This is a genomic window from Bacillus sp. LBG-1-113, assembly GCF_020708615.1.
GTDB classification, from domain to species: domain Bacteria; phylum Bacillota; class Bacilli; order Bacillales; family Bacillaceae; genus Bacillus; species Bacillus mojavensis.
The window spans coordinates 82,726-94,775 of sequence record NZ_JAJFDG010000001.1 but is presented as its reverse complement, the minus strand read 5'-3'; the positions used below and the strand labels follow the sequence as shown (position 1 = coordinate 94,775).

The window sequence follows — 12,050 nt, the reverse complement described above, 5'->3', positions numbered from 1 at the left end:
GAAAACCCAAACGGCATCCGTTTGGGTTTTTATTTCATCAAAAAAGAGATAACGGCCGCTAAAAAGCAGCAGGAAACACAAGCATAGTGCAGCGTGTTCACACAGCTTTTTCTGGCCCGGTAATATTCGTCACTTTCCTTATCAGCTCCAATTAAGATCGGCGCATCCATCACTTTGTCAAAAATTAGCGAAAGCACGTAACGGCAAACACCTGTATAAACCAGCAGCGCCATCACCTTAAGAAAGATGGGGGAAACGACTGTTAAAATTGTAAAAGCCGACAAAAGCATATACAGATGCCTCGCATACTCCCCATTCCTTAGCATGACTTTAAAAAACAGTTCTTTATAGATTGTATACGTTGTCCGTTTCTTAAATATCCTTTTTGAATTCCGGAATAATAGTGGTTTTCTCCTCATCCTGTCCTTTACTCTCGGCATTCTCACATCCTGGCTTGTCATCATTACAAGACCTGCAAGAGTGAGCCTGATTTTTCTCTCCTCAAGCACCTCAGCCTCAAAAGCCGAAAACGAAGCTGTCTTTTTCAAACTGCGTATGTAAGCAAAAATAAAAAACATAACACCGACAAGCGAAAGCAAGTGCCACTCAGTAAAGGTAATCATGAGAAACGAACACGCAAAGAGCACAGCCTTGAGAAAAAAGTCCGTGATCTGCCTCCAAATGGATCTTGGTTTTCTGATCCTTTCCTGCTTCAAGAATAAAAAAACCGTATGAAGACCGTATGCATAGATCAATAGAGAAGCGCTTTCTGAAATCGTGACGCGAACAGAATCAATGATGAAGGGAAGTAAAAGAAAAAAGAGCAGGAGCCATTTGGCGAGCGTGAACAATAAGGAATACACCAATGCGTATTGTTTCATCTGGCGTATGATCGCTTTCTTTTGCAGTAAAAACACTTGGTCCGCTTCCAGTAAAAACGTATGTATGGAGCCTGTACAAACAATCAGTATACCGACAGCGTATAACCATCTCCATTCGACCCTCTCAGACCACTCGTAAAGAAGACCGCTTCCGTTCGCCCACTCCACATACTGATAAATCACAAAAGCAAGCGCCGGCAGGACAATGTAGAGCGCAACCGTCCAATCAATGACAGCATGCAGCACCTTAAACTGATATCGATAAAAATCCAGCCATCTTCGAATAAAGAGAGACCGCCCCTTCATGCCTTTCCTCCTTGAATCGCCGTATAAAAACAGTCAAGCAATGACTGCCCGTCTAACCCTGTCTGCGCTTGAATATCCTTTAAAGTTCCATGAAGAAACAAAGAACCTTTATCAATCATGTAAAACCTGTCGCAGATTTTTTCAGCGGTATCAAGTACGTGTGTGCACATGAGAATGCCAGCTCCCCTTTCTTTCTCAGCCTTCAGCATGTCCACAAAGCGTTTTGTCGAAATCGGGTCAAGGCCGATAAACGGTTCATCAATCACATACATATCAGGCTTAGAAAGAAAGGCCTGAATCAGCATCAGCTTTTGCTGCATGCCCTTTGAAAATGTCACCGGCAGCTCATGCTTGACATGATCAAGCGAAAAGGTTTCAAGAAGACTTTGAGACCGATATTCGAATTCACTCTGATCAATGCCGTGCAAAGTGCTGATCAGATCGAGATGCTCCCACAGCGTTAATTCCTCATAAAAGGACGGGTGCTCCGGAATATAAGCAAACGAGCAATCATTCCAAGCAATCGTCCCTTTAAAGTCTTGCGAGAGGCCGAGTATCGCCTTGATGGCTGTACTTTTCCCAGCTCCGTTCGCTCCAATTAATCCGACAAGCTCCCCTTCTCTGACTTCCAATAAAACATCGGTGAGCACTTTTTTTCGGCTTGTATACCCTGCTTGCTCTATCGATGCTTCCAACAACATTCTCACTCTCACTCACCCCCTAAGTCACATACGAAACAGAATAAAAAAAGTTTCTTTAACCATAATAATATTGTGCTGCAGTACATAGTAATCCAACAAGGATGGCGGGTAAACTCAAATTGGAAAAAATTTATCATACTTATTCCTAGATTCACTGCGGCGAAATCGTGTATAATGAAGGCGAATTATTTAAACATTACAGATGTCTGCCTTAGTTGCTATTCGTACGCAGTTGATTTCGTGAGTTGTGGTTAGTCAAGTCCATCCGATCTTATGATAGGGAGTGGTTTTTTGAAACCTTCAACAAACCGTATGCTAACTCGAATTAAATCAGTTTACATGTTTATCCAAGAAAAAGGTCTTGTGACAACACAGGAACTGGTTGACGAATTCGGCATTACACCTAGAACGATTCAAAGAGACTTAAATGTGTTAGCATATAATGATCTTGTTCATAGTCCAAGCCGTGGCAAATGGGAGACAACGAGAAAGAAAGTAAAGATTACCTCATAACATTAAAAATTACATAGGGCCGCCCTGTGAGCGGCCTGATAGATACAGGGCGAGGACGTTCTCGGCCTTGTTTTTGTATGCTTATATATAATAAAAAATCCCGCATGTGAGATGCGGGATTTTTTCATGCTTGCGGCTCGTTCAGCCTTTCTAGTTCTTCTTCTGTAAGCTCACGATATTCTCCCGGCGCCAGAGCAGGATCCAAGGATACGCGTCCCATTGAGAGCCGCTTCAGATAAATGACTTCATTGCCGACAGCATTTGCCATCTGTTTGACTTGATGAAATTTTCCTTCTGTTATGGTCAGATATATCACGGTATGCTCTTTGTCGTTTGCCTTTATTTCTGCTTGTGCCGGTTTTGTTTTGTAGCCGCCTTCAATATATACCCCATTCTCTAAGCTGGTGATATCTTCTGGCGAAATTTGCGACTTTAAGTGGACTTCATACGTTTTCGGAACATGCTTTTTCGGCGATAGCAGCCTGTGAGCGAGCTGACCGTCATTTGTCAGCAAAAGAAATCCTTCTGTATCCTTATCAAGCCGGCCGGCAGGAAACGGCTCAAATCTAAGTTCATCCGGCGTCAGCAAATCGACCACTGTCTTTTGCCGGCTGTCTTCAGTCGCTGACAGCACGCCCTGCGGTTTATTCATCATGATATAAATAAACTCGCGGTAATCAATCGGCTCGCCATAAACGGTCACCTCCTGTGCATCAGGGTCCACGTGTGCCTTGACATCTTTTGCCGGCTTTCCGTCGACCATGACGGCTCCCGCTTTTACAATCAATTTGACCTCTTTTCTCGAGCCATACCCGCTGTTGGCAAGCAGCTTATCTAGTCTCATGCCAATCTCTCCTTTCTATAAAAGAAAGCCCGCATCAAGCGAGCCCTCTCGTTTCAACATATTCTGTTACTCAGCAGCATGTCTGCCTTTCTTTAAGAACCCCGGTAAACGGCGGCCGAATATTTTCTGTAAAAAACCTAAACGATAAGCGCAATACAGGTAGACAGCTCCGCCTATCACAGCCGCAATCAGCACGACGATCGCAGCGTGCAGCTGGCCATCCTCGAAGGAGATGAAAAAGCTTAACACCCACTGGACGACTTTAACGGCTATCCCCATCACTGCTGACAAGAGCAGCATCAGAAGGCCCCGCTTCACTAATATTTTGTACGAATAGCCGGCATGCCGTTTGATCATGGTAAATCCGTATATCAGTGAGGCAGTATACCCGAGTGCCGTAGCTAAAATAGCGCCGTCAGCCTGCATCAGCTTAATCAGCGGGACATTCAGCACAAGTTTGATCACGACACCGATCACCAGACTGACAACCGCAAATTTTTGCTTATTGATGCCCTGCAATATGGCGGCGTTGACAGTAAACAAAGAGAACAAGATCGCAACCGGCGAATACCAAAACAGGATGTCTTTCCCCAATTCAGGATGAAGGCTCTCTGATCCGTAAAAGAACGTATACACAGGACCTGCTAATACCGATATACCGACAACAGCAGGAATAATTAAAAACAGGATCGTCTGCATCGACTGGTTGATCTGCTGATTTAACAGCTTGTAGTTTCTGCTTGTAAACGATTCTGTGATCGTCGGAATTAAGGTCAGTCCGAATGCCGTCGCAAGAGAAACCGGGATCATCACGAGCTTCTGCACGTAAAGTGTCAGAATGGCCATCATGTCCTGACTGATCGCTTGTTGTCCCGCTTCAATCATCGCTTTGTTAAACGTATTTGTATCAATATAGTTATACAAAGGGATGGCTAGTCCGACAAACACGTAGGGAGCGGCATAGCTGAAGAGCTCGAAAAACATTTTCTTGTAGCTTAAATCTGCTGTAGGCCCCGTATTCGGCATCATCGCCAGCAGATTGCCTTTTCGCTTGTTCCAATAAATATACAATACGATCAGCCCGCCGAAGGCACCGATCAGCGCTGCGAAGGTTGCATAACCGACAGCGATCACAAGGCCGCCGTTTAAGACTTTCAAAATCAAGAAGGTAGCACTCAATAGGAAGATAATACGGACAATCTGCTCAACAACTTGAGAGACAGCCGTCGGTCCCATCATTTGATGACCTTGGAAAAAACCACGCACAAGACTCATAATCGGCACAACTAAAAGCGCTAAGCTGACCATGCGGATGACATATACGACATGATCAATCGTCAAACCGTTATTATCTTTGCCTCCTAGCGATATTTCCGCAAAAAACGGAGCAGATAAATATAATATGAAAAAGGCAATCATTCCCGTTACAAGCATAACCGACATGCCCGCCTTCAGCATTTTTCTGCTTGTTTCATAATCCCCTTTGGAATTATATTTGGAAACAAATTTAGAAACGGCGGCTGGAAAGCCCATTGTGGCAATGTTCAAAAATAAAGTATATTGATTGTATCCGTATTGAAATAACGCACCGCCTGTCGCTCCGACCATGATGCTGAAAGGAATTAAATAAACCATTCCCAGTATCCGTGAAATATATGTACCGAGCGTTAACACAAACGTGCCTCTTAACAGTTTGCTTGACATGTTTCCTCATCACCATTTTCTACGAAGATTCAACTTTTCTATTTTACCACAAATGGGCATATAGACGGTAATAAATACAAAAGCAATCTCAGGGAAGAATACAAGTTTGCGGCAAAATACGTTTAAGCAGAACCTGTCTTTCGCTATAATAGTACTGCGGACAGCGTTCCGCACACGAAATGTAAAAAGAAAGTTGATGATAAAGATGAAGCAGTATGACGTAATTGTAATCGGCGGAGGCCCTTCAGGTCTGATGGCTGCCATTGCAGCCGGGGAACAGGGCGCTGACGTTTTGTTAATAGATAAAGGAAACAAGTTAGGCCGCAAACTTGCCATATCCGGTGGCGGCCGCTGCAATGTGACGAACCGCCTTCCTGTCGAAGAAATTATTAAGCACATCCCCGGCAACGGCCGTTTTTTATACAGTGCGTTTTCCGAATTTAATAATGAAGATATTATCAAGTTTTTTGAAAATCTCGGGATCAAACTGAAGGAAGAGGATCACGGCCGGATGTTTCCGGTGACAGACAAAGCGCAAAGTGTTGTCGACGCGCTGTTAAACAGGCTGAAACAGCTGCGTGTGACGATTAGAACGAACGAAAAAATCAAATCTGTTACATATGAAGATGGACATGCGGCAGGCATTGTGACGAATAATGGCGAAGTGATTCATAGTCAGGCAGTCATTATCGCGGTTGGCGGAAAAAGCGTTCCCCATACCGGCAGCACGGGTGACGGCTATGAATGGGCCGAAGCCGCAGGCCACACAATAACAGAGCTGTTCCCGACAGAGGTGCCCGTCACATCTGCCGAGCCGTTTATTAAGAAAAAAACATTGCAGGGTTTATCGCTCAGAGATGTCGCCGTCAGTGTGTTAAACAAAAAAGGCAAAGCCATTGTCACACATAAGATGGACATGCTGTTTACTCATTTCGGCCTCTCAGGCCCCGCCATACTCAGGTGCAGCCAGTTTATCGTGAAAGAGCTAAAAAAACAGCCTGAAGTGCCCGTCAGAATTGATTTGTTTCCGGATATCAATGAAGAAACGTTATTCCAAAAGATGCACAAGGAGCTGAAGGATGCGCCGAAAAAAGCGTTAAAAAATGTGCTGAAGCCTTGGATGCAGGAGCGCTACCTCCTTTTCCTGCTCGAAAAAAACGGCATTTCGCCAAACATATCATTTTCTGAGCTGCCGAAGGAGCCTTTCAGACAATTTGTCAAAGACTGCAAGCAATTTACCGTTCTCGCAAACGGCACGCTGTCACTTGACAAAGCGTTTGTCACAGGAGGCGGTGTATCGGTGAAGGAGATTGACCCGAAAAAGATGGCGTCTAAAAAAATGGACGGCCTGTATTTTTGCGGCGAAATCTTAGATATTCACGGTTATACAGGCGGATACAATATTACATCTGCGCTCGTCACAGGCAGACTTGCCGGACTGAATGCCGGACGATTTTCCCTTACTTAAACACGAGATTTCCCAAACACTTACAGCATGCCGGACATTTGAAAATTTCCCGCAAAAATGATAGGGTGAGATTTGTTTTGTTTCACCTGATTGCGGGGTAATTTACAGGAAGGAATGATCTGCCATCGTACGACCATACTAAGCCTGCGAGGAAGATATAGGCGTACACAAAAAAGTCAGAGGGTGAGAATGTTTGAAGAATATTTCTAGTGTATTTTGGATTGTGATTGTCATCACAGCCGCTGCCGTTTTGTGGGGCGTTATTTCTCCGGACAGCCTGCAAAACGTGTCTCAATCGGCACAATCGTTTATAACAGATTCATTTGGTTGGTATTATCTATTAGTTGTCTCTTTGTTTGTCGGGTTCTGTCTCTTTTTAATTGTCAGCCCGATTGGAAAAATTAAACTGGGGAAACCGGATGAAAAACCGGAATTCGGGTTATTATCTTGGTTTGCCATGCTGTTCAGTGCAGGCATGGGAATCGGCTTAGTATTCTATGGTGCGGCTGAACCGATCAGCCATTACGCAATTAGCTCTCCATCAGGTGAAACAGAAACCCCCCAAGCCTTCAGAGATGCGCTCCGGTACACGTTTTTCCACTGGGGACTGCACGCTTGGGCCATTTATGCCGTCGTGGCATTATGTATCGCATATTTTCAATTCCGCAAAGACGCGCCTGGATTAATCAGCAGCACACTGACTCCGATTCTCGGCGATAAAGTAAACGGCCCGATCGGTAAACTGATTGACTGTATCGCTGTTTTCGCTACAGTTGTCGGCGTTGCAACGAGTCTGGGGATCGGCGCAACTCAAATTAACGGCGGATTGAATTACCTATTCGGAATTCCGAATCATTTTATCGTTCAATTGATTTTGATTGTTATTGTAACAGTGCTCTTTTTACTATCGGCTTGGAGCGGGCTCGGAAAAGGCATTAAGTATTTAAGCAACACCAATATGGTGCTAGCCGGATTGCTGATGCTGTTTATGCTGGTTGTCGGACCTACCGTTTTGATCATGAACTCACTTACAGATTCAATTGGGCAGTATATTCAAAACATTGTTCAAATGAGCTTCAGACTGGCGCCGAACGATCCCGGCAAACGTGAATGGATCAACGGCTGGACGATTTTCTATTGGGCATGGTGGATTTCCTGGTCTCCATTTGTCGGCATTTTCATCGCTCGTGTATCCCGAGGCCGGACAATCCGTGAATTTTTGATCGGCGTCCTGGTGGCACCATGTATTTTGGCTTTCCTATGGTTCTCCATTTTCGGTGTTTCCGCGATGGACCTTCAGCAAAAAGGTATTTTTAATGTGGCGAAGCTGTCTTCTGAAACGATGCTGTTCGGAACACTGGATCACTATCCGCTGACAATGATCACGTCTATCCTGGCATTGATCCTGATCGCCGTGTTCTTTATTACATCAGCTGATTCAGCGACATTTGTGCTGGGTATGCAGACGACATACGGTTCATTAAACCCGGCTAACTCAGTCAAATTCAGCTGGGGTATCATTCAGTCTGCTATGGCAGCTGCGCTCTTGTATTCCGGCGGACTTGCTGCTTTGCAAAACACAGCGATTTTGGCGGCACTGCCGTTTTCAATTGTTATCCTGCTCATGATTGCTGCTCTTTATAAAGCATTGGCAAGAGAACGAAGAGAAATCAGAGCAGCAGAAAAATTCCAGAAACCGAGAAGCCCAAGAGTGAAAAAGGCTTAACCATAAAAAAGATCTTCCCGCAGTACGCGGAAAGATCTTTTTTATTTTCGATATAGAATGAGTGCGGAAAAACAGTAGAGCTGCTCGCCTTCAGGGTCGCACGCCGCTGAAACCGTATATTTGATATCAACCAGCTGCTCTTCCGATATTCCTTTTAAAAACGAATTGATCTCCGTTTGCAAATCTTTTTCATGCTCTTCATCAAACACTGCCACCTTCAGCATTTATCCGCTCTCCTTTCTCTATCACCCTATTCCGTTTGGAATCAATATATGATAGAGAAATGTTTATCTCGTCTCCGGATGCAAAGCTTCTGGTGTAGGATGTTTCTTTGCCGGCTCATGGTCCTGCTGCTCCAGCTTCACCAAGACGGCATAAGCAATCCTCATGTGGCAGTAGCTGATGAGACTGACGCTGAAAAAAGGGACAATTCCCGGCAGATAGGCAAGCAGGAAAAAGAGCGCAACAGTCAGCGCAAGCATGACGAGCGTATATTGTAAGTACGCCACACTCAGCAAGAGGGAAAACTTAAAATACAGGCGCTTCTTCCACTCAAAGTGGACGAGCAGCGGAAACACATATAAAAGCATTGATACAAACAGAAAGCCGAATATCATAATGGCAAAGCGCAGGATATGCAATAAGAAGTGGCTCGGGTAAATAAAGGCCAAATCGATATAAATGATCAAACCGATTAACACCAATACAGCACCGATCAAATTGGAACGGAGAAACTCAGCTTTGTATTCCCGCCAAAATGTCGGCAGCACCGGAATGTGATCCTGACCCTGAATCCATTTTCGCATGACAGCGAACAAAGCAGCAGTCGCGGGCATGACACCGAACACTCCGAGACCGATGATGGTAAAAAGCAGCCAAAGCAAATTGGTATACGCAAACCTCATGATCCACTCGCAAAAACGCAGCACCCGTGCCATTGATCCGTCATGCTCCACGAAAGCCCCTCCTTTTCGCTTTTATACATTTTGCATGTGGAAAAGCTGTTTAATATCAATTGGTTTCTTTTCAACAACGGAGCGCCATATTCCCTCACCGACCGCGATAGAATAGGCTCCGGCTTCGGCTCCGGCCAAAATGTCATACTGGCGCAGCGGATCTTTGCCTATAAATAGATCAGCGAGCAAAAGCGGATCTCCTCCGCCGTGCCCTCCCTCATTTTTGACGACTTGAATGGTTTGCTTCGATTCAAAAAGCGGATAATACTCAATTGTCTGCTCGGGAAAAGCAAACGGGATTCTGGAAGGCTCATGGAATTCATTTGATTCAATACGTCCTTTTGTGCCGTTTATCGTAAGGCGATAGCCTTCGTATGGAGCGGAAAATATGATCGAGTAGCTTAACAGCGCACCGCCGTCATATTTGACAGCCGCCACATAGGTATCCTCAATGTCGATCTCATCGTCAAAAATGCACGCGTCAGGGCGATATGCGGTGTATAAGCTTGATTGGTCTGCATCCGCCTTGAGATGATCATCCTTTACAGAAGCTTTAGAAGCACGGGGATGCCATCTTGCATAGTAATGGCATTTCTCTTTGACCCGGCATGTGCCGCAAAAACGCCCATCTTCTTCCGGCAGCGGATTCCACTCACTGTCCGGCCCGTAGTAATTCAACTCGCCGTAAGCAAATACCTCCGCCGGGTTTTGGCCGAGCCACCAATTCACCAGATCGAAATGATGAGTGGATTTATGGACAGAAAGACCGCCGGAAAATTGCCTGGATCGGTTCCAGCGTTTAAAATAGCTGGCGCCGTGATAGGTATCAATATACCAATTCAAATCCACAGAGGTGACCCTTCCTATTTTTCCTTCTAAAATCATCTCTTTGATTTTCCGGTGATACGGGCTGTAGCGATAATTAAACGCGACAGTAACCTTCCCTTTGCTTTTCGCTTCTGCCTCAAGCACCCGCTTTGCATCCTGCACCGTCGTTACCATCGGTTTTTCCGTTATGACATCCGTATCCCACTGAAGGCTTCTCAATATATAGGTGACATGGGTGTCATCCCTTCCTGTCACAATCACAATGTCTGGCTTCGAAACGCTCATCATACTGTCAAAATCTTCTTCTTTATACTCCGGTACGTGTGCAAGCTCCGGAAATGCCTCTTTGCAGACAGCGAATCGTTTCGGATCGGCATCCAGTAATCCCGTAATTTCATAAATGGTTGAAAACTGTTTGAGCAGCGGTTTGATAAACATGCTGAGGGCTCTGCTGCTTACTCCGCAAATGACGATGCTTTTCAATGGTCCCCACCCCTATCGGACTTCTGTTAATTGGGAAATCACCTGCAGCGCTTCCTCTGTTTTTTCGGAGTATACAGGGATAAACGCCGCCATATTTCGATTCAGCCGAAAAGAATAGCCGTTCAGCTGTTTTTCCCCTTTCTCAATCCGAACGGCATAGACTGTTTTTTCTCCCGTTTTTTGATTTACGGCTGTATAAGGAGATGTTTTTTCCACTGGCAATTCGTCTAACGGCTGAAAATTTTCCGGATCATCGTAGGTTGCAAACAAGTCTTCAGGCACGATAAAGACGTCACCCTCGTGAGCCGTAACTTCAGTCAGCAGCTTTTCCGGCAAAGCAGGAAAGATATCCACCTTCCCGGTCCCCTGCCCAGCTGCCTCTTTTATTTTTTCTTGTACGCCTGCCTGGAGATCAGAAAAGAGGATGACATGCAATCCGTCCGGCCTGCTTGAGCATGATGCCAAAAAGAGCACTGAGACGATCACACAGAAAGCCGTACGTAAACCTGTCGTCATTTTTCTACTGTCCTAAAAAGAGTCTCCGTCTCTGTCATGGCCAAAATAAACGCACCGGCACCGTGCAGATCGTTTGTGCTTCTTTCGCGGCTGACATAATAGTCATAGAAACCGGCAGACGTTCCGACACATATATCTTTGACGAGAAACGCACCGTCTTCTGTTGTTTCGGTTTTATGCTGAACCAAGCCTTGATACGCCTTTAACAGTGTTGTTTCGTAAGCTCTGTCAAGATATCCTTTATTGATTCCTTTTGCGATTGCGTACATGTACAGGCAGGATCCTGAGCTTTCCAGCCAGTTATCGGACCTGTCGCCCTTATCAACGATTTGGTACCATAACCCCGTCTCCTTGTCTTGATAGCGGCAAATGCTTTCAATCATGTCCTGAAGCGTTTTTTCCCATACGCGACGGTTTGGATGCTTCTTCGGCAGCTCTTCAATCATGTCAGCGAGAGACATGACGTACCAGCCGATAGAACGCGCCCAGAATTCTGGCGAACAGCCTGTTTCTTCATTCGCCCAAGGCATTTTTTTCGCTTCATCCCAGGCGTGATAATAGAGTCCTGTTTTTGAGTCCTTCGTATGCTTCCTCATCAGTGATTCCTGCAGCACGACCTGATCAAACAGCTCTGGCTCCTGCTTCAGGTTGGCATATTTCAGCGCAAACGGCCCGCCCATATATAAGCCGTCAAGCCACATCTGATAAGGATAGCCGTCTTTATGCCAGAACCCCTGCTCAGACGTCCGGTTCAGCGTTCCATATAGTCCTCGCAGCCTTTTTGCGGCATTTACATACCGCTCATCACTCGTATGTTCGTATAATGGAAAAAGAATAAGACCAGCTTGAATGGCGTCCAGCTCATCTCTTCTGAATAATAGATTGCCATAATCATCAATTAAGAGATCTGCATAAGCTTTCGCATACTCAAAATATCGCTTTTGTCCGGTTGCTTCCCACAGCCGCAATACACCGCATAAGAAAACACCTTGATGGTAGTGCCAGCGGTTTGCAGGCGGCAGCTCCTCCACTGTGTACGTGTTTATAATGGTTTTTGCCAATGCCTCCGCGTACGTAAGAGGCGATTTTACAGCGATTGATCGATCCATTGATCCCATCCCTTT

Annotated in this window: 12 protein-coding genes; 3 read left to right on the top strand and 9 right to left on the bottom strand. The window is 45.4% G+C overall.

The genetic code is table 11. The annotated features are described in order from the left end of the window. Positions 1-29: 29 nt before the first annotated feature. The gene (locus tag LJF29_RS00530) at positions 30-1,187 is read right to left on the bottom strand and encodes an ABC transporter permease (RefSeq protein ID WP_229146471.1); all 1,158 of its coding nucleotides are present in this window, start codon (positions 1,185-1,187) and stop codon (positions 30-32) included. Continuing rightward, positions 1,184-1,894 (bottom strand): ABC transporter ATP-binding protein, encoded by a 711-nt coding sequence (locus LJF29_RS00525; RefSeq protein WP_168748550.1) that lies wholly within the window; start codon positions 1,892-1,894, stop codon positions 1,184-1,186. Before LJF29_RS00525 ends, LJF29_RS00530 begins: the two co-directional genes overlap by 4 nt. A 285-nt stretch (positions 1,895-2,179) precedes the next feature. On the opposite strand from LJF29_RS00525, the gene LJF29_RS00520 reads away from it, so the two are divergent. Continuing rightward, complete coding sequence (locus LJF29_RS00520; RefSeq protein ID WP_003152337.1) at positions 2,180-2,401, top strand: DeoR family transcriptional regulator; 222 nt, start codon at positions 2,180-2,182, stop codon at positions 2,399-2,401. A 124-nt stretch (positions 2,402-2,525) separates the two neighbouring features. Here the strand turns inward: LJF29_RS00520 and LJF29_RS00515 are convergent, their stop codons facing one another. Both LJF29_RS00515 and LJF29_RS00510 read right to left on the bottom strand, forming a co-directional pair. After that, on the bottom strand, positions 2,526-3,245 hold the full coding sequence (locus tag LJF29_RS00515) for a pseudouridine synthase (protein WP_229146470.1): 720 nt from the start codon (positions 3,243-3,245) through the stop codon (positions 2,526-2,528). Between the two features lie 66 nt (positions 3,246-3,311). Further along, positions 3,312-4,949: a putative polysaccharide biosynthesis protein gene (locus LJF29_RS00510; RefSeq protein ID WP_229146469.1), complete on the bottom strand. Its 1,638-nt coding sequence runs from the start codon at positions 4,947-4,949 to the stop codon at positions 3,312-3,314. A 205-nt stretch (positions 4,950-5,154) separates the two neighbouring features. On the opposite strand from LJF29_RS00510, the gene LJF29_RS00505 reads away from it, so the two are divergent. Together LJF29_RS00505 and opuD are read left to right on the top strand one after the other, a co-directional pair. After that, complete coding sequence (locus LJF29_RS00505; protein ID WP_010331531.1) at positions 5,155-6,417, top strand: NAD(P)/FAD-dependent oxidoreductase; 1,263 nt, start codon at positions 5,155-5,157, stop codon at positions 6,415-6,417. Positions 6,418-6,610: 193 nt separating this feature from the next. Then, positions 6,611-8,143 (top strand): glycine betaine transporter OpuD, encoded by a 1,533-nt coding sequence (gene opuD / locus LJF29_RS00500; RefSeq protein ID WP_229146468.1) that lies wholly within the window; start codon positions 6,611-6,613, stop codon positions 8,141-8,143. 41 nt (positions 8,144-8,184) lie between these two features. On the opposite strand, the gene LJF29_RS00495 is transcribed toward opuD, so the two are convergent. The 5 genes from LJF29_RS00495 to LJF29_RS00475 all read right to left on the bottom strand — a co-directional run bounded on the left by LJF29_RS00495 (position 8,185) and on the right by LJF29_RS00475 (position 12,044). After that, positions 8,185-8,367 carry a sporulation protein Cse60 gene (locus tag LJF29_RS00495; protein ID WP_003325003.1) on the bottom strand — a complete coding sequence of 61 codons (183 nt, stop codon included), beginning with the start codon at positions 8,365-8,367 and terminating at the stop codon, positions 8,185-8,187. A 63-nt stretch (positions 8,368-8,430) separates the two neighbouring features. Then, the gene (locus LJF29_RS00490) at positions 8,431-9,099 is read right to left on the bottom strand and encodes a YesL family protein (RefSeq protein WP_229146467.1); all 669 of its coding nucleotides are present in this window, start codon (positions 9,097-9,099) and stop codon (positions 8,431-8,433) included. A gap of 21 nt (positions 9,100-9,120) precedes the next feature. After that, positions 9,121-10,410, bottom strand: coding sequence for a Gfo/Idh/MocA family protein (locus tag LJF29_RS00485; RefSeq protein WP_010331534.1), 1,290 nt, complete (start codon positions 10,408-10,410; stop codon positions 9,121-9,123). Positions 10,411-10,422: 12 nt separating this feature from the next. Then, positions 10,423-10,926 carry a lipoprotein YteS gene (locus tag LJF29_RS00480; RefSeq protein ID WP_229146466.1) on the bottom strand — a complete coding sequence of 168 codons (504 nt, stop codon included), beginning with the start codon at positions 10,924-10,926 and terminating at the stop codon, positions 10,423-10,425. Next, complete coding sequence (locus LJF29_RS00475; RefSeq protein WP_229146465.1) at positions 10,923-12,044, bottom strand: glycoside hydrolase family 88 protein; 1,122 nt, start codon at positions 12,042-12,044, stop codon at positions 10,923-10,925. Before LJF29_RS00475 ends, LJF29_RS00480 begins: the two co-directional genes overlap by 4 nt. Positions 12,045-12,050 lie beyond the last annotated feature (6 nt).

Excerpts from the sequence above, each read along its gene's own strand:
- LJF29_RS00530 (WP_229146471.1), bottom strand. The coding sequence starts at position 1,187 with ATGAAGGGGCGGTCTCTCTTTATTCGAAGATGGCTGGATTTTTATCGA.
- LJF29_RS00515 (WP_229146470.1), bottom strand. The coding sequence starts at position 3,245 with ATGAGACTAGATAAGCTGCTTGCCAACAGCGGGTATGGCTCGAGAAAA.
- LJF29_RS00475 (WP_229146465.1), bottom strand. The coding sequence starts at position 12,044 with ATGGGATCAATGGATCGATCAATCGCTGTAAAATCGCCTCTTACGTAC.
- LJF29_RS00495 (WP_003325003.1), bottom strand. The coding sequence starts at position 8,367 with ATGCTGAAGGTGGCAGTGTTTGATGAAGAGCATGAAAAAGATTTGCAA.
- LJF29_RS00480 (WP_229146466.1), bottom strand. The coding sequence starts at position 10,926 with ATGACGACAGGTTTACGTACGGCTTTCTGTGTGATCGTCTCAGTGCTC.
- LJF29_RS00505 (WP_010331531.1), top strand. The coding sequence starts at position 5,155 with ATGAAGCAGTATGACGTAATTGTAATCGGCGGAGGCCCTTCAGGTCTG.
- LJF29_RS00510 (WP_229146469.1), bottom strand. The coding sequence starts at position 4,949 with ATGTCAAGCAAACTGTTAAGAGGCACGTTTGTGTTAACGCTCGGTACA.